Annotated in this window: 12 protein-coding genes; 8 read left to right on the forward strand and 4 right to left on the reverse strand. The window is 63.4% G+C overall.

The annotated features are described in order from the left end of the window. The first annotated feature begins 58 nt into the window (after positions 1 to 58). Positions 59 to 886 (forward strand): phosphate/phosphite/phosphonate ABC transporter substrate-binding protein, encoded by an 828-nt coding sequence (locus tag NKH06_RS00670; protein ID WP_023812290.1) that lies wholly within the window; start codon positions 59 to 61, stop codon positions 884 to 886. On the opposite strand, the gene NKH06_RS00675 is transcribed toward NKH06_RS00670, so the two are convergent. The 3 genes from NKH06_RS00675 to NKH06_RS00685 form a co-directional block, all read right to left on the reverse strand. After that, entirely contained in the window at positions 851 to 2206 is a 1356-nt protein-coding gene (locus NKH06_RS00675) for a M24 family metallopeptidase (protein ID WP_023812289.1), read from the reverse strand. The genes NKH06_RS00670 and NKH06_RS00675 overlap by 36 nt on opposite strands. A 9-nt stretch (positions 2207 to 2215) precedes the next feature. After that, positions 2216 to 4786, reverse strand: a complete 2571-nt coding sequence (locus NKH06_RS00680; RefSeq protein WP_128303962.1) for a GcvT family protein — start codon at positions 4784 to 4786, stop codon at positions 2216 to 2218. Between the two features lie 170 nt (positions 4787 to 4956). After that, positions 4957 to 6534 (reverse strand): trimethylamine methyltransferase family protein, encoded by a 1578-nt coding sequence (locus NKH06_RS00685; protein ID WP_023812287.1) that lies wholly within the window; start codon positions 6532 to 6534, stop codon positions 4957 to 4959. A 252-nt stretch (positions 6535 to 6786) separates the two neighbouring features. Between NKH06_RS00685 and NKH06_RS00690 the strand changes: the two genes are divergently transcribed. From NKH06_RS00690 to NKH06_RS00720, 7 genes are all read left to right on the forward strand, one after another. Continuing rightward, positions 6787 to 7962 (forward strand): MFS transporter, encoded by a 1176-nt coding sequence (locus tag NKH06_RS00690; protein WP_128303964.1) that lies wholly within the window; start codon positions 6787 to 6789, stop codon positions 7960 to 7962. 162 nt (positions 7963 to 8124) lie between these two features. Next, entirely contained in the window at positions 8125 to 9297 is a 1173-nt protein-coding gene (locus NKH06_RS00695; RefSeq protein WP_128303965.1) for an MFS transporter, read from the forward strand. A 61-nt stretch (positions 9298 to 9358) separates the two neighbouring features. Next, complete coding sequence (locus NKH06_RS00700; RefSeq protein WP_352891867.1) at positions 9359 to 11431, forward strand: prolyl oligopeptidase family serine peptidase; 2073 nt, start codon at positions 9359 to 9361, stop codon at positions 11429 to 11431. A gap of 256 nt (positions 11432 to 11687) precedes the next feature. Beyond that, a complete protein-coding gene (locus NKH06_RS00705; RefSeq protein WP_128303967.1) occupies positions 11688 to 13067 on the forward strand; it encodes an aspartate aminotransferase family protein in 1380 nt (459 codons plus the stop codon). A 143-nt stretch (positions 13068 to 13210) separates the two neighbouring features. Further along, positions 13211 to 13576 (forward strand): hypothetical protein, encoded by a 366-nt coding sequence (locus NKH06_RS00710; RefSeq protein ID WP_023812284.1) that lies wholly within the window; start codon positions 13211 to 13213, stop codon positions 13574 to 13576. Between the two features lie 81 nt (positions 13577 to 13657). Continuing rightward, entirely contained in the window at positions 13658 to 14302 is a 645-nt protein-coding gene (locus NKH06_RS00715; protein ID WP_023812283.1) for a cytochrome c oxidase assembly factor Coa1 family protein, read from the forward strand. A 194-nt stretch (positions 14303 to 14496) separates the two neighbouring features. After that, the gene (locus NKH06_RS00720; protein WP_352891869.1) at positions 14497 to 16935 is read left to right on the forward strand and encodes a GcvT family protein; all 2439 of its coding nucleotides are present in this window, start codon (positions 14497 to 14499) and stop codon (positions 16933 to 16935) included. 330 nt (positions 16936 to 17265) lie between these two features. Here NKH06_RS00720 and mmsB read toward each other — a convergent pair whose 3' ends face one another. Next, positions 17266 to 18150 (reverse strand): 3-hydroxyisobutyrate dehydrogenase, encoded by an 885-nt coding sequence (mmsB, locus tag NKH06_RS00725; RefSeq protein WP_352891870.1) that lies wholly within the window; start codon positions 18148 to 18150, stop codon positions 17266 to 17268. Between the last annotated feature and the right edge of the window lie 36 nt (positions 18151 to 18186).

Genomic DNA, 18186 nt, shown 5'->3' on the forward strand with positions numbered 1-18186 from the left:
CTGATTGGACGCCGCGTTTTTGCGATCCTTTTTCCCGACATGATGATTTGATATCGGCATGAGTGAATTGGTTGCGGCGTTGCCGATGTATGATTGGCCCGAAGTGCGCGGCGAGGTCGACGCGCAATGGGTGCTGCTGCGCGATGCTTTCCGGGGAAAGGGCATTGACGCGCCGGAAACCATCGCGCGTCGCAATGGTGACCTGCCGCCGGTGCCGGGCGGAATTCGTGATGCTGCCGGTGCATTGATCGCACCCGATCCAGCGACATTGCCGCCGGACGAACTCGATTTTCACAGACTGTGGCTGCACCCGGCGCTGCTGTTCGCGCAGACCTGCTGGGGGCCGATGGAACTCGGCCTGTCCAGGCATGTGCAGGTGGTCGCCCAGCCAAGCTACGACGCCTACGAAGGCGGGCAGGGCGAGCTCTATTCCAGCGCTATCGTCATGCTGGCGGATGGCGCGCCGTCGGTTGCCTCGCCCAATGACGGCAGCCCGCTGGTCCCACTCGATCGCATCCGTGGCAAGCGCTTCACCTTCAACAGCCTCGATTCGATGTCGGGGTTCCTCGGTTTGACGCGCGACCTGGAGGCGATGGGCGAGAGCCTTGACCTCTTTGCCTCGCGCAGCGAAAGCGGTGGGCACCGTTCCTCGATCGTGGCAATTGCCGAGGGCAAGGCCGATATAGCGGCCATCGACTGCGAGAGCTGGGCACTGGCGCAGCGTTTCGAGCCGGCGGCGAAAAAGGTGGTGGTCATCGGCTGGACCGGGCGGCGCAAAGGCCTGCCTTACATCACCGCCGCGGTGACACCGGAAAAGACGGTTGGGGCGTTGCGCGAGGCCCTTGCCGGGCTAGCCGAGCAGCCTCGCATCCAACGGGTAGGTTGAGAGCTGTTCGTTGCCGGTCTCGGTAATCAGGATCTGTTCCTCGATCTTGACGCCTTCGCGCCCGCCAAGCCGGCCGATATAGCTTTCCACGCACAGCACCATGCCCGGTTCCAGCACGCCGTCCGGCGTGTCCGATGTCCAGTCGCTGGCATGCGGTAGTGTCGGATACTCGTCGGCCAGGCCGACGCCATGATAGAGCACGCCGTATCGCGTCGGGAAGCAGTCTCCCGGTGGCACGGCCGAGCGCTCGACGAGGTCGCGAAACGAGATGCCCGGCTGCATCAGTGCCGTGTTGTGCTCGATCTGATCGGCGGCGATACGGAACAGGTCGCGCTGTTCATTGGTCGGCTTTGCATCGCCGCACAGCCATGTCCGCGACAGGTCGGCGCAGAAGCCGTAGGGGCCGATAAGGTCGGTGTCGAAGGCGACGAGGTCGCCTGATACAATCTTGCGTGACGAGCATTCCTGGAACCATGGGTTGGTGCGCGGACCTGACGTCAGCAGCCGGGTCTCGATCCATTCGCCGCCGCGCGCGATGTTGCCGCGATGCAGTTCCGCCCACAACTCATTTTCGGAAATGCCAGGCTTCAGCGCCTGTTCCATTTCGCCCATCGCCGCCTCGCAGGCGACGATGGCGCGGCGCATGGCGAGGATTTCGTCAGGCGACTTGATCAGCCGCGCATTTTCCATCACCGCTTCGCCATTGCCGATGGAGATACCAAGCCGCGCCAGTTCCTCGACGCCTTCCGGGTTGATGTGATCGACGGCGATGCGGCTGTTGCCGCCGCCATGCTCTTTCACCAGATCGGCGATCCCGGCGGCCCAGCGGCGGACTTTTTGCTCGGTCAACTCGCCGCTATAGAGGTACATCCACGACACCGCCGGCCGCACCTCGTCGACGACGCCGGAATGATCGGACAGGTGCTCGCAGGAAAAATAGTCGAACAGCACCACCGGGCCGTCGGTGGCGACAAAGCAATGCCGCGTCGGGTTGTGCGCCACCCACAGCTGCATGTTGGTCGAGTCGGTGGCGTAGCGGATGTTGACGGGGTCGTAGAGCAGGGCGCCGGCATAGCCGCGCCGCTTCAGCTCGGCGCGGATACGCTCCAGCCGGTATTGACGCATAGCAGGCAGATCGGGCGCGGCAATGCCTGCCGCGGCCCATTCAGCTTCGGCCTGCGCGCCATAGCCCAGCACATGCTGGTTGAGCGAAGCCGCCTTCCGGCGGGAGGCGTCGCGGAGGGCCTCGATCGAGCCTGGCTCGAACGGCATGATCTTGCGATGGCGGCCAAAGCTGCCCTTCGGCCCCGCGCTGTCCATGGTCGAACCTCAGGTCCGCATCTTCTCGCCGCTCGGGTCGAAAGGCGCTTCGACGTTGATGCGGGCCGGCCGGCGGTGTCCGAGGATCTCGATCTCGAACAGGCCCGCGCTTTCGTCCTCGGCAAGAGCCGCCGGCACATAGCCTTGCGCCATCGACTTCTGCACATAATGCGCATAGCCGCCCGACGTGACCCAGCCAACCACGCGCCAGTCGCCGTCGACGATGCCGCGCACGGCGGACGCGCCTTCGGCAGCCTTGGAGCCGCGTATTTCCTTGCCGCCCTTGTCGAAGCGTGGCGCGCCATAGCCATGCGGCTTTTCCACCGTGCCGTAGTCCTTGCTGACCTTGGCCCAGATCGGTTCGTCGCCCATGACGTCGGCGTCGGCGGCATCGACGATGAAGGAGACGCGGCGCAGCTTCGGACCCTCGACCTGTTCCTTGGCGGCAGCCTCGCGGCCGATGAAGTCGTTCTTCTCCAGTTTGATGAAGCGGTCCATCGCCCCTTCGAACGGGCCGTAGATCGGCCGCAACTCGCGGAACCAGGTCGGAAAATTCTTTTCGAGGCGCATGGAGAGCAGCGCGCGCATGCCGAAATCGACAAGGCCGAATTCCTCGCCGGCGTCCTTGATCGCTTTGTAAACCAGGCGCTCGTAGGCCGGCGCCATCCAGATTTCATAGCCGAGGTCGCCGGTGTAGGTGATGCGGTTGACCATGCAGGGCGCCCCGCCGACCGCCATCTCGCGGAAATCCATGAAGCGGAAGGCTTTTGTCGAGACGTCGACATCGACCAGTTTCTGCAGCAAGTCCCGTGATTTCGGCCCGGCGATCGACAGGCCGACCAGGGTCTGGTCGAAGCGGTGGATGCGCACCGTTCCGTCCTTCGGCAGGTGCTTCTCGAACCAGCGCATGTGGTATTTCTGCGCTGCCGACGAGCCCCAGATCATGAAGCGGTCTTCTGCCGCCTTGGCGATGGTGAAGTCGCCGATCAGCTTGCCGAATTCGTTGAGCATCGGCGTCAACACGATGCGGCGGGTCTTCGGCATGCGGTTGGTCATCAGCCGGTTGAGGAAATCCTCGGCCGCGGGTCCCGAGACTTCGTATTTGGCAAAATTGGCGATCTCGGTGACACCGACACGCTCACGCGTGGCGCGCACTTCCTCGCCGATCGGCCCAAAATCGTTGGAGCGGTGGAAGGAGACGATATCCCTGGGTTCCTTGCCTTCAGGTGCGAACCAGAGCGGTGTCTCAAGTCCCCAGCTGTCGCCCATGACGGCGTTGTTGGCCAGCATCGTGTCGTAGAGCGGGGTCGTCTGCGCCGGGCGTGCCGCCGGGAGTTCCTCATTGGGGAAGCGGATGGAGAAGCGGCGCGAATAGTTTTCGCGCACCTTGGCGTTGGTGTAGCGCAGGCCGGCCCATTCGCCGAAGCGGGTGACATCCATGCCCCAGACGTCGAAGCCGGGATCGCCATGGACCATCCAGTTCGACAGCGCCAAGCCGACGCCGCCGCCCTGGCTGAAGCCGGCCATCACGGCGCAGGCGCACCAAAAATTGGTCAGGCCCTGCACCGGGCCGACCAGCGGGTTGCCGTCGAGCGCGAAGGTGAAGGGGCCGTTGATGATCTGCTTGATGCCGGCCTTCTCGATGCCGGGGAAATGCTTGAAGCCGATTTCCAGCGACGGCGCGATGCGGTCGAGGTCGGGCGGCAGCAATTCATGGCCGAAATCCCACGGCGTGTTGACCGGCGACCACGGCTTGCAGGCCTTCTCATAGGTGCCGAGCAGGATGCCGTTGCGCTCCTGGCGGGTGTAGATCTCGCCCTTGAAGTCGAGCACGCCGATCATTTCGCGGCCGGTCGACTTGTTGAACTCCTCGACCTCCGGCATCGGCTCGGTCAAGAGATACATGTGCTCCATGGCCAGAACCGGCAGCTCGACGCCGACCATGCGGCCGATCTCGCGCGCCCACAGGCCGCCGCAGTTGACGACATGCTCGGCCTTCACCGTGCCCTGTTCGGTGACGACGTTCCAGGTGCCGTCGACCTCCTGTGTCAGTTCCACAACGCGGTTGCGCAGCACGATCTCGGCGCCGAGTTTTTTTGCCGCCTTGGAGTAGGCGATGGTGGTGCCCGACGGATCGAGATGGCCTTCCACCGGATCCCACATGGCGCCGACGAAATTGGTCTCGTCCATCAGCGGAAACATCGCCTTGGCTTCGGACGGGGTGATCAGCTCTGTGTCCATGCCGAGATAGCGGCCCTTGGCGTGGGCCAGCCGCAGGAAATCCATGCGCTCTGGCGTATCAGCCATCATCACGCCGCCGGTCAGGTGCAGCGAGCAGGACTGGCCGGATATCTCCTCGATCTCCTTGTAGAGCTGCACCGTATAGGCCTGCAGCTTGGCGACGTTGGGGTCGCCGTTCAGCGTGTGGAAGCCTCCCGCCGCATGCCAGGACGAGCCGGAGGTGAGCTCCGAGCGCTCGATCAGCATGATGTCGGTCCAGCCGGCCTTGGCCAGATGGTAGAGAACCGAGCAGCCGACGACGCCGCCGCCGATGACAACCGCTTTTACGTGAGATTTCATCTAGATAAGTCCGTTTTTGAAGAGATTGAATCGGATGACCCCTCCGGGGGGAGAGGAAGGGCGCCAGCCGGCATAAGCTCGCGCCTTCCCTCTCCGCCGTCGATTGGAGGAGAGGTGTCGAGCGCAGCTCGACGGAGTGGGGGTCGACTGTTCATCAACAACACGGCCGATCAAAAATCGGTCGGCGCGCCGCCTTCGGACCGCCGCTTGGCGACGAAGGCGTTGAGTTCCTCGCGGATGGCCGGGTCCATGTAAGGCTCCTCATAGGACGCCAGCCGCTCCTTCCAGACCTTGTTGGCCTTTTCGAGCGCCGTCGGCGAGCCGGCTTCCGCCCAGGTCTCGTAATTGCGCCAGTCGGAGAGGATCGGCGAGTAGAAGGCGGTCTTGTAGCGGTCCTGCGTGTGCTGGGTGCCGAAGAAATGGCCGCCAGGACCGACCGACTGGATGGCGTCGAAGCCGAGTGCCTCTTCGGAAAGATCGAGAGGGGTCAGGAATTCGGCGACCATCTGCAGCAGGTCGATGTCCAGAATGGTCTTCTCGTAGGAGCAGCGCAGGCCGCCCTCGAGCCAGCCGGCGGCATGCATCATCAGATTGCCGCCGCCCTGGATGGCGCCCCACAGCGAGAACACGCTTTCATAAGCCGCCTGCGCGTCGACCGTGTTGGCGGCGCAAGTGTTGGAGGTGCGGTAGGGGATGTTGTAGCGGCGGGCAAGCTGGCCGCCGACAAGCTGCGCCTTCATGTATTCCGGCGTGCCGAACGCCGGCGAACCGGACTTCATGTCGACATTGGAGGTGAAGCCGCCATAGCCGACGGGCGCGCCCTTGCGCACCATCTGGGCGAAGGCGATGCCGGCAAGCGCCTCGGCGTTCTGCTGCACCAGTGCGCCGGCGATGGTGACAGGCGCCATGGCCCCCGACAGGGTGAACGGCGTGACGACGACGACCTGGCCCTTGCTCGACATCTGGATGATGCCTTCCATCATCGGCACATCGAGCTTGAGCGGCGAATTGGTGTTGATGATGGTGAAGACGGACGGCTCTTCCAGCATCTGCTCGTGGCTGATGCCGCGCGCGATCCTGGCGATCTCGATGCCGTCGACATTGCGCTCCTTGCCGAGCGAATAGATGTGGAACACCTTGTCGGTCAGCACGCTGAGATCGCGGATACATTCGAGGTGGCGGACGGACGGATGGATATCGGTCGGCTCGACCGGGTAGCCGCCCGTGCAGTTCAGGATGTTGTGCATCTGCGCAAGCTTGAGGAAGTTGCGGTAGTCCTGCTGGTTGCCGGGCCGGCGGCCGCGATCGATGTCGGAGCAATTGGGCGCCGACGCCATCATCGAGATGATCACATTGTTGCCGCCAAAGCGCACATTGTGAGCGGGATTGCGGGCATGGATGGTGAACTCCGACGGGCAGTGCGACACCAGTTCCAGGATCATGTCGCTGTCGAAGCGCACCCGTTCGCTGCCGTCGCGCACATCGGCGCCATGCGCCTTCATGATGCTGCGGGCCTCGTCGTGCAGCACGTCGACGCCGATTTCCCGCAGCACGCGCAGGGAAGCGAGGTGGATCGATTCCAGCTCGTCGTCGGAGACCAGCCTGGTTGGCGCCAGCGGGTTCTTCAGCTGGCGAAAAGCCGGCTGCTCGAACGCGGCCGAGCCGCCGGCGCGCTTTCCGGCGCGGCCGCCGCGACGGGCGCGGTCAGTGGCCAATGCCGGTTCCAAGGGTTGTAGGGCGGCGGTCATGATGGTCCTCGTAGGATGCGATAGCGGGCGGCATAATGGACCGGCGGCTGCCCAGCCATTGCGGAGGCGGCGACCACTAGGGCGAGGGAAGCGACATGCCGGAACGGCAGTTGCGCGGCCACGACATCGGCCTGATCCCGCCGCCTCGTTGGCTTAAGCGGATTTCGGCGGCCGGCCCTTCCTTTCCCGGGATCGAACCGATAGCTACTCGGCTTGCCGGCCGGATGGCCAGCAGTTCATTTGGATGGCAGCATGGTCGCGACCGGCTCGAGCGAAGGCGAAGCAGGAACGCAATGGGCAGCGCTTGCCGGCGTCACCGCGGCACTTGCCATGTTCGGCGCTGCGCAGGGGTTGAGCTCGCCGCTGTTCACGCTGCTGATGCAGAAACAGGGCATGTCGCCGGCGCTGATCGGCTTGTCGGCGGCGATGATGCCGCTCGGGCTGATCCTTTCGGCTTCCTTCGTGCCGGCCGCGGTGCGGCTGGTCGGTGGGCGCAACCTGGCGGTCGGCTGCTCGCTGATCGGCGCGCTCTGCTTCCTGGGCATCGGCTATCTGCAGGACTGGGTGGCTTGGTTCGTCATCCGCTTTATCATCGGCGTCGTCATCAACCCGCTCTACATTCTCGGCGAGGTGTGGGCACTGTCGCTGGCGCCGCCATCGCGGCGCGGCAGGGTGATGGGCGTGTTCAACACGCTGATGGGCGCCGGTTACGCCGCCGGACCATTCGCGCTGACCCTGCTCGGTACGTCGGGCTGGGCGCCCTTCATGGTCGGCGTCGCCGGTTTCGCGCTCTGCGCGGTGATCCTGCACGCGGTCTCGTCTAAGCTCACCGGTTTCGAGGATGACGGCCAGCCTGCCAGCGGCCTCGTCGGCTTTGCCAGGATGGCGCCGGCGCTGCTGCTTGCCGTGCTTGTCTCGGCGGCGGTCCAGCAGAGCACCTATGCGCTGGTCCCGGTCTTCGGCGCCAGCTACGGCCTGGCCGAAGCCGTTCTGGCCTCGCTGGTGATGGCGCTTTCCCTCGGAAACATCCTGCTGCAGATACCACTCGGTCTTCTGGCGGAGCGTTTTGGCGCACGCGCCATGATCATCGTCTGCGCGCTGGCAACAACCGTTTGCGCGCTTTTGCTGCCTCTGCTGATCGCAACGCCGTTGATCTGGGTCGTGCTGCTGGTGATGGGCGCGGTCGGTTACGGCGTCTACACCATGGCATTGGTCGAACTCGGCAGCCGGTTCAAGGGCTCTGTGCTGGTCGCCGGCAACGCTGCCTTTGCACTGATGTGGGGCGTCGGTGGCATCGTCGGCCCACCCGGTGCCGGCCTGCTCATGCAAGGCATCGGCCCGCTCGGGCTGCCGGTCGTGATCGCCGGCCTCGACGCGGTGCTGGTGATGTTCGCGCTGTATCGGTCGTCCGTGCGCCGAGCTTCCTGACAAGCCCAATCTCCTGACAGGCCCAGCCTCCTGACAGGCCCAGCCTCCTGACAGGCCCAGCCTCCTGACAGGCATTGTCTGGAGCAAACTGTTTTCGCCTGCCAGGGGCTTACCACCACGTTGCTCAATCGCTAATCCTGCAGCCTCGATAGCGGTGCGCACATGAATTTGGTTGAATCGAACAAGGACGAGACGATGCAATGGGCTGGCATCACCGGTGTGATCGCGACCGTCTCGGTGTTCGCCGTCGCGCAAGGGTTGTCCTATCCGCTGCTGAGTTTCATCCTGCAGCGCCAGGGCGTTTCGCCAGCGATGATCGGCTTGTCGGCGGCCATGACGCCGATCGGTTTCATCCTGTCGTCGCCATTGATCCCGGCGCTGGCGCGGCGGTTCGGGGCAGGGCGCACGGCGCTTACCTGTGCGGCCCTTTCGGCTGTCGTGCTGGCGCTGATCGGCTGGACGCAAAATGTCTATTTGTGGTTTCCCCTGCGCTTCCTGATCGGTGTGGTGAGCAACCCGCTCTATGTGCTGAGCGAGATCTGGGTCATCGCGCTGGCGCCGCCGGCCCGGCGAGGGCGCGTCATGGGTGTCTATTCGACGATCATCTCGGCCGGTTTCGCGGCCGGGCCACTGTGCCTGCTTGCAGTCGGCACCGAGGGCTGGCCGCCCTTCCTCGTCGGTATCTCCGCCTTCGTGCTGTGCGGCATCTGCCTGGGCTTGGTGCTGCCGCGTTTGCCCAAGGTCGACGAGGCCGGGCATCAGGTTTCCGTCCTGGGTTTCGTGCCGCTGGCGTGGCTGATTTTGTTTGCCGTCATAGTCGCCGCCGGCTTCGAACAGGGCGCGCTGGCGTTGCTGCCGGTCTATGGCACCCATCACGGCATCACCGAAACCCGCATGTCGGCGCTGCTGTCGGTGATGATTGCCGGCAACATCGCCATGCAGGTGCCGCTCGGCCTTTTGGCGGAAAGGCTTTCCGCGCTCCTGGTACGGCTCGCCTGCGTCGCGATCACGGTGCTCGGCTGCGTCCTGCTTCCGCTTCTCATCGAGTCGCCGCTCATCTGGCCAATGGTCTTTATCTGGGGCGCGGTTTCCTACGGCATCTACACGATGTCGATCATCGAGCTCGGCGAACGCTTCACCGGCTCCGCACTGGTTGCCGGTAACGCGGCCTTTTCCTTGATGTGGGGCGTCGGCGGTATCGCCGTGCCGCCGCTGGCGGGCGGCGCCATGGATATTCTGGGTGCCGGCGGGCTGCCGATCACGCTTGGGCTGCTGTGCCTGGCGCTGGCTATTGCTAGCCTCGCTGGTCGGCGGAAAGCCTCAATCGTGCGCTGAGAATATCGATACAGCCTGTCGGCGTTGGCCTTTTCAAAGCAACGCGTTTATCGGAGACCTCATGACCAAGCCTGCCACCCAGACGCCGAATTCCACCCCCTCGACCGACGATCCCTTCCTCTGGCTGGAGGACAGGACGGCCAAGCAGTCACTGGACTGGGTACATCGCCAGAACGAGGTCACGGTTGGCGAATTGCAGGGCGATCCGTCCTATCAGGCGTCGTTCCAGACCGCGCTCGACCTGATGACGGCCGAGGACAACATCGCGGTCGGCGCGGCAAAAGCCGGCCATGTCTACAATTTCTGGCAGGACAAGACCAATGTGCTCGGCCTCTGGCGCCGCACGACCGTCGCTTCCTACAAGACCGAGAAGCCCGACTGGGAAACGATCATCGACTTCGACCAGCTTGCGGCGAAGGAGGGGGTAAAATGGGTTTTTGGCGGCGCAAGCCGACTCTATCCGGACTTCAACCGTTGCCTGGTGAGTATGTCGCCGGATGGCGGCGACGCCAGCGAGATGCGCGAATTCGACATCGCGACCAAGTCGTTTGTCGAGGGTGGGTTTCGTGCACCGACTTCCAAGTCGGGCTTCAGCTGGCTGGATAAGGACACCGTGATTGTTTCGGCCGCTTTCGACGAGGCCGACAAGACCGAGTCCGGCTATCCGCGAGTCATAAAGCTGTGGAAGCGCGGTACCAAGCTGGAAGACGCGACGCCGATCTTCGAGGCGCAGAAAGAGGATCTCGCCGTTGGTGCCGCTGTCGAGTACGACGGTGACAGACGTTATCTGGTCCTGGCTCGAACGCTGAATTTCTTCGCTTCGCACATCTTCCTTCGGCTGCCTTCCGGCGAAAACAAACAACTGCCGCTACCGGACGACATGACCGATACGGCAATATTCAGGGATCAGCTCGTGTTCGGCGTACGCAGTCCATGGACGGCGCCCGACGGCACGGTTTGCAAGCCCGACGGCCTCTATTCGCTGGATCTCGCGCACTGGGTCAAGATCGGCGCGCTCGGACCTGTCGAAACCTTGTTCGAGCCGGCATATCGCGTTTCCATAGCCGGCGTTGCCCGCACGCGGGACCGGCTGTTCATCAGCCTGATGGACAATGTGCGCGGCAAGGTCGTCGTCTGCGAGCGCAAGGATGGCAACTGGTCGCTGAAACCGGTGGCGCTGCCCGAAAATGGCAATGTCGGCATCAGCCATGCCGAGCAGTTCGGCTCGAGCGTGTCCTTCTCCTTCACCGATTTCCTGACGCCGAGTTCGATCATCTGGTCTGACGACAATGGCGAGACGCTAGAAACCGTGAAGTCGCAGCCGGCGCGTTTCGATGCCTCGCCGCTGATCTCGGAACAGTTCGAGGCGCGCTCCAAGGACGGCACGATGATCCCTTATTTCGTCGTCAGGCGGCGCGATCAGAAGGGGCCGGTGCCGACGCTGCTTTACGGCTATGGCGGTTTCGAAGTGCCGCTGCTGCCCGGCTATGCCGGCGTGCGCGGCAGGCTATGGCTGGAAAAGGGCAATGCCTATGTGCAGGCCTGCATCCGTGGCGGCGGCGAGTTCGGCCCGGCCTGGCATCAAGCGGCGCTCAAGGGCAATCGCCAAAACGGATTCGATGATTTCGCAGCGGTCGCGCAGGACGTCGTCAAGCGCGGCATCGCGACAGCAAGCTCACTCGGCATCCAGGGTGGTTCGAATGGCGGCTTGCTGACCGGCGTTTCCTTGACGCAGCATCCCGAGCTTTTCGGCGCCGTCATTATCGAGGTGCCGCTGCTCGACATGCTGCGTTACGCCGAATTGCCGCCCGGCGCCTCGTGGATGGCCGAATACGGCGATCCGTCGAAACCCGAAGACGCGAAGTGGCTTTCAGCCTACTCGCCCTACCAGCATGTCGACGCCGCTGCCGCCTATCCGCCGGTGCTGCTGACCACATCGACCGCTGACGATCGGGTCCATCCCGGCCATGCGCGCAAGATGGCCGCCCGCCTGCAGGAAGCCGGCCATGCCAGGACGCTGTTCTTCGAGGAGACCGAGGGCGGCCATGGCGGGCGTGGCGACCGCCGGCCGCAGGCGGCGCAGACGGCGATGAAATATGTCTTCCTGCAGAGGGCGCTGACAGCCAAGGCCTAGACTCATTCCGTTATGGGCCAAGCAAAGGGTGGTTCTCCTCGACCAGCCTTTGCTCTAAGATGGCTTCCATGGCTCTCGTCAGGATGTTGATTGACGCATTTGAGGCTCGCGCATTGCGGGTCGCGGTGACGCCGTCACCGCGTACGCTGCGCGCCGAGCTTTTGCGGCTGTGCGCCCGCATCGGCTATTCGCCACCTCTCTGCCTCTGAAGCATTCGCCCCGGCTTGCCGGATAGAATCCAGAGGAAAGATCAGACATGACCTATCAGAATTATTCGCTGAAGCAGCTTCAGCAGATCGACGCCGCGCATCATCTGCATCCGTTCACCGACCACAAGGAAATGCGCGGGGCCGGGTCGCGCATCATCACCCATGCCAACGGCCCTTTCATCTACGATTCCGAAGGGGCTGAAATCCTCGACGGCATGGCCGGGCTGTGGTGCGTCAACATCGGCTATGGCCGTGACGAGCTGGCCGACGCCGCCTATGCCCAGATGAAGGAACTGCCTTATTACAACTCCTTCTTCAAATGCTCGACGCCGACGCCAGTGCTGCTGTCCAAGAAGCTGGCGGAGATCGCGCCGAAGCACGTCAACCAGGTGTTCTATGGCTCGTCGGGCTCGGAGGCCAACGACACGGCCCTGCGCCTCGTGCGCCACTATTGGGTGCTGGAAGGCCAGCCGGAGAAGAACCGCATCATCTCGCGCAAGATGGCCTATCACGGCTCGACCGTTGCCGGCACCTCGCTCGGTGGCATGGATGGTATGCACAAGCAGCTCAACGGTGCGGTGCCCAACATCGTCCATGTGATGATGCCCTACGCCTATGAACTGGCGCTGCCTGGCGAGAGCGATCATGATTTCGGCCTGCGCGCGGCCGGGGCTGTCGAGGAGGCGATCCTCGAAGCCGGCGCCGACAAGGTTGCCGCGTTTATCGGCGAGCCGGTCATGGGGGCGGGCGGCGTGAAGATACCGCCGGCAAGCTACTGGCCGGAAGTGCAGCGCATCTGCCGCAAATACGATGTCCTGTTGATGCTGGACGAAGTCATCACCGGTTATGGCCGCACCGGCGAATGGTTCGCCGCCCAGACGCTCGGCATCGAGCCCGACACGATCACCACCGCCAAGGCTCTGACCTCGGGCTATCAACCGCTGTCGGCATTGCTGGTTGGCGACCGCATCGCCTCGACGCTGGTCGAGAAGGGCGGCGAGTTCAACCATGGCTACACCTATTCCGGCCACCCGGTGGCCTGCGCCGTGGCGCTGAAGAACCTCGAGATCATCGAGCGCGAAGGGCTGGTCGACCGCGTCAGGAACGACACCGGTCCTTATTTCGCCAAGGCGTTGCAGGAGCGCATTGCCGGACATGATCTGGTCGGCGAGGTGCGTTCGATCGGACTGATGGGCGCGATCGAGATCGTCAAGGACAAGGCGACCAAGGAGCGGTTCCTGCCGGCTGGAAGTGCGGCGGTGACCGTGCGCGATCATGCCATCGCGCACGGCATGATGCTGCGCGCTACCGGCGACACGATGATCCTGTCGCCGCCGCTGATCTGGACCCGCGATACGATCGATATGGCCTGCGATCGCATCTCGAAGGCGCTGGATCTGGCGCAAGCCGATCTGCGCAAGCGGTAGAACTCGACCCCTCGGCTGGGCGCTCCTCGGCGGGAGCGCCCAGCCTTGAGGCCATGCTGACGCGGGGAGCGAACGAATTCCACCACAAGCGCGTAGTGTGTGGGGCTGCGGCTGATTCGGCCGCGACAAGGGGTTTTGTTTCCATGAGAAAGACCGGCAAGAGCCGACGGACGCAAGAAGCGGCCAGCATCGGCGGCGACCTGATGCTGGCGCCGCTGGTGGCGATGATGCGGCTGCCGTTGATGACCATGGATGGCGGGAGCAGCCAGCCATGGAGCACGGAGACCGCGCGTGCGGTAAACGAGAAGACCGCCGCTATGGCCGAAGGCGTGTTTGCGGCGCAAATGTCCTTCCTGCAATCGGCATCGCGGTTCTGGCCGGAAATCTTTTCCGGCCGCACGCCGTCGCTGTTCAACGGGGTCGCGGCGGAGCGCTCGATCAGCGCCGCGCTGAAGCCGGCAAGCCGTGCCGTGAAAGCGAATTTTCGCCGGCTGTCCAACAAGACCTGACAGAAGTTGCAGAACTTTGATTTTGCGCATTGACGGGCGCATGCGCTAGAATCAGTCGGTACGTCACCGATGGGGGACACGATGGCCGGACAACCGCTCAACCAGCCGGCTGAAATTCCAGCCGAACTCGACCGCTGGAACTGGGGCGCCTTCTTCCTCAACTGGATCTGGGGCATCGGCAACAGCACTTTCATCGCGTTGCTGGCGCTGATCCCTGTCGTCAACATCATCATGATCATCGTCCTGGGCGCGCGCGGCAGCCGCTGGGCTTGGCAGAACCGCGCCTGGCGTGACGCGGAACAGTTTCGCAAGACGCAGCGCAACTGGGCAATCGCCGGCCTTGCCGTCTGGGTTGTCGGGATTGGCGGCTGCGCGACGATGGTGGGCAGCATTCCCTACGTCCTGAAAGGCAGCGATGCCTATCACATGACGATGGACAGGCTTCGCGCCGACGACCGCGTCAAGGCGGCGTTGGGTGATGATTTGACCGACAGTTTCTGGGTCGGCGGCCATCTCAACGTCAATGCAAATGGGGCCGGCGACGCCCAGTTCGGCATTCCGGTCCACGGCGCCAAGGGCAAGGGCACGGCCTATTCGACCGCTGTCCGGACAGCCGGCACATGGAGCTTGCGCCTGCTGGTCGTCAGGGTCGAGGGAACCAATGCGCCGATCGTGCTGATCAACGAAGATCATGTCCCGATCCCGAATGCTGCAATCGGAATATAGCTGGGCAAAACGCAAAAAAAGCAGCCTAAACACGGGCGCGAAGGCTGACAGTTCGGTCGGCTTTGTGGCCCAACAATCGGGTCACCACTGCTGCGTTCCAGACAAGGAAATATGCTGAAAAGCCGGATGCTGTCTGACAGTATGCGCATGCGTTCATGTGGGCCGGTGGCAATTTCATACAAGGGCACGCGCATATGGTGAGTTCCTTTCGTGCGGTCGTGGTCGGTGGCGGCTGTGTGGGTGCCGGCATTCTCTACGGCCTGGCAAAGCGCGGCTGGACCGATGTGGCATTGTTGGAGCGAACGCAGCTTACGGCCGGGTCGACATGGCATGCCGCGGGGCTCATCCCCTCTTACGCGCGCAGCCGCAATGTCAGCCGCATGATCGCCAGGTCGATCGAAATCTATGAGGGGCTGGAGGCGGAGACGGGCCAGAACGTCGGCTGGCACAAATGCGGCCAGCTGCGCATTGCCAACACGCGCGACAGGCTGGACGAGTACAGAAGCTACATGGACGTTGCCGAGGTCCAGGGTGTGCGGGCCCGGATCGTATCGCCCGCGGAGGCGCGAGAGATCTGGCCGCTGCTCGACAACAACAGCATGCTGGGCGCCCTCTACCATCCCGATGACGGCCACATTGCACCCGCCGATGTCACCCAGGCCATGGCCAAGGGTGCACGCGACCTCGGCGCGAAGATCCATCTTGATACCGAGGTCGTGGGTTTCGAGCGGATGCCGAGCGGCGAGTGGAGGGTCAAGACCTCGCGCGGTGACATCGTTTGCGAACATGTCATCCTTGCGACCGGCAATTACGCACGCCAGACAGGCGCCATGCTGGGCCTGGACATTCCCGCGATCCCGATCCTGCATCAGTACTGGATCACCGAGTCGGTTCCCGAGGTGGTGGAACGCAAACGGCTTGGTCTTCCGGAGATGCCGATCCTCAGGGACGAGGGTTACGAGGGCTATCTGCGCGAAGAGGGGGACGGGCTGATGTTCGGCCCCTATGAGCGTACCGAGCAGCTCAAGCTGTTCGCCGAAAACGGCGTCCCGGAATGGTTCGGCGCCGATCTGCTCGATGAAGATTTCGACGCCGTTTCCTGGAACTGGGAGCGCGCGACCGAACTGGTCCCCGCACTAGGCCGCGCCGGCATCAAGCGGAATGTGCGAGGGCCTTTCCAGATGACGGCCGATGAACTGCCGCTGATGGGGCAGGCGTGGGGCCTGGAGAATGTCTGGCTCGCCGAAGGGGTGCCGGGGGGCATCCTTTGGGGCGGTGCGATTGGCTACTACCTCTCCGAACGGATCGTGGAGGGTGGCAACAGCATCGACACGGCGGAGCTGGATCCCCGTCGGTTCGGCCAATATGCCAACAAGAACTGGACCCGGGCAAAGGTCCGGGAAGCCTGGGGCACCCACGCCGCACAGCACTATCCAGGCCAGGACATGCCGGCGGCACGACCGCAGAAAACGGCCCCTTCCTATGACCGTCTAAGCCAGCTCGGCGCGGTGTGGGATGTGTTGAACGGCTGGGAGATGCCGAGCTGGTTTGCGCCTGCCGGTGTCGAAGCGCGCAACGTCTACAGCTGGCGCTGGACCCCCAAAGGGAACCACGTCGCCGCGGAGGTCCAGGCTGTCCGCCAGACCGCTGGCCTGGTCGAGATGACACCAATGACCAAGTTCGAGGTCAGCGGACCGGGCGCAAGGGACTGGCTCGACGGAATCCTGGCCAACAGACTGCCGCGTCCCGGTCGCGTCGCTCTTGCCCATCACCTGACGCCGGCCGGCGGCGTGCAGGCCGAGTATGTGGTGGCGCGGCTGCAGAGCGACCTGTTCTATCTCATATCGACGCCGCGCGCAGAGCGCTGTAACCTTGACGATCTCCGCCGGCTGTTGCCGAAGGACGGCAGCGTGCATCTGCGCAACGTCACGGAGGATCGCGGCAGCTTCACGGTGGTTGGGCCGAAGGCGCGCGACATATTGCAGCCGCTGACGGAAATAGATCTCTCCAACGAGGCCTTCCCCTGGTTCAGCGTGCAGTCCGGCACTGTCGGCATGGCCAGCGACGTGCGACTGCTGCGCGTCAACTATTCGGGCGAATTGGGATGGGAGCTCTATCATCCGCTCTGCTATCAGCGGCATTTGCTGGATGCGCTCCTGGCCTCGGGGGAGGCGCACGGACTGAGGCTGGTCGGACTTCAAGCGCTGGAATCGCTTCGTCTCGATAAATCCTACCGCGCCATGTATCGCGACATGAATCTCGAACTGTCGGCCTGGGAGAGCGGCCTCGACCGATTCATGAGCCTCGACAAAGGGGACTTCATCGGCCGCGCGGCACTGGTCGCAAAACAGAAGCAGGGGGCGGCACGCCGGATCGCCACGCTGTCGATCGATACGGACGGTGCGAGCGCGTTCGCCTTCGAGGGCGTCTACCGCGAAGGCGAGCTCGTCGGCCACATCACCTCTGCGGGCTACTCCTACACTTTCGGTCACGACATCGCACTTGCGCTGTTGCCCCTGGAACTTGTGTCGCCCGGTATCGAGCTCGAGGTGTCCATCCTCGGCGAGCGCCGCGCGGCCAAGGTGATCGCCGACTCGCCCTATGATCCGGAAGGCGCCCGCGGGCGCATGTGAGGCATCCCGGAGTACAGTTTCCGGGTTATCGATGTCTCAAAACGTGCTGCAGGGCAAAACGCAAAAACCGCGCTCCATCAGGAACGCGGCTTTGCCAGATACGCATGGCGCTTCGCTACGCAAACACTTTGCGAAACTTATGGCACTTGTCGAAACTTACGGGCTCCGGTACGCGAGACCTGATCCGGAGCGCCGGGCGGATGAGATATGTCCGCCTCGCAGTCCGTTTTATAGGGACATCGTTACCGCGGAGTTATCGAGAGCTTAAGCAAATCTAAATTTGCATTTTTTCCACCGAAGGAAACCGGAAAAACCCGCCAAATCCAAGGGTTACGCTGGGTTACCCCTGAGAAAATTAATTATGCCGGAGAAATCGACGCCGCCATGTCCCTGGGCGTTGAACAAGGCATAGAGCTGGGCTGCTTCGGCACCAAGCGGCGTTACAGCACCCGCACTTTGCGCGGCTTCCTGGGACAATTTCAGGTCTTTCAGCATCAGTGCTGCTGCAAATCCTGGGTTGTAGTCCCTGTTTGCGGGCGAAGTCGGCACCGGGCCGGGCACCGGGCAATAGGTGGTCAAGGACCAGCATTGCCCCGACGAGGTTGAGGCGACGTCGAACAGCGCCTGGTGTGACAGGCCGAGCTTTTCCGCCAGCACGAAGGCTTCGGCGACACCGATCATCGAAATGCCGAGGATCATGTTGTTGCAGATCTTTGCCGCCTGGCCGGCGCCGTCGCCGCCGCAATGGACGATGCGGCCGGCCATCGGCTTCAGGATCGGCTCCGCGGTTGCAAAGGCGTCATCGGAGCCTCCGGCCATGAAGGTCAGCGTGCCGGCTGCGGCACCGCCGGTGCCGCCTGAGACGGGCGCATCGATGGATAGCAGGCCGTGTTTGGCGGCTATGGCGTGCACCTTGCGCGCCGACTCCACATCGATGGTGGAGGAATCGATGAACAGCGCCCCCTTTTTCGCCTTGGGCGCGATGTCTTCGTAGACGGAGAGCACATGCTTGCCAGCGGGAAGCATCGTAATCACCACATCGGCATCCTTCGCTGCGGCAACGGCATTGGCCATCACAGTCACGCCATGCTCTCGGGCGACGGTGAGGCTTTCCGGCACAAGGTCGAAACCATTCACCGCATGCCCCGCCTTGACCAGGTTAGCGGCCATCGGATTACCCATGTTCCCTAGGCCGATGAAGGCAATGTTGCTCATAATGGTGCTCCGTGATTTGGGCTAGGCAGTAGGCAG

Source organism: Mesorhizobium sp. M1342 (genome assembly GCF_040317955.1).
In the GTDB taxonomy this organism is placed as follows: domain Bacteria; phylum Pseudomonadota; class Alphaproteobacteria; order Rhizobiales; family Rhizobiaceae; genus Mesorhizobium.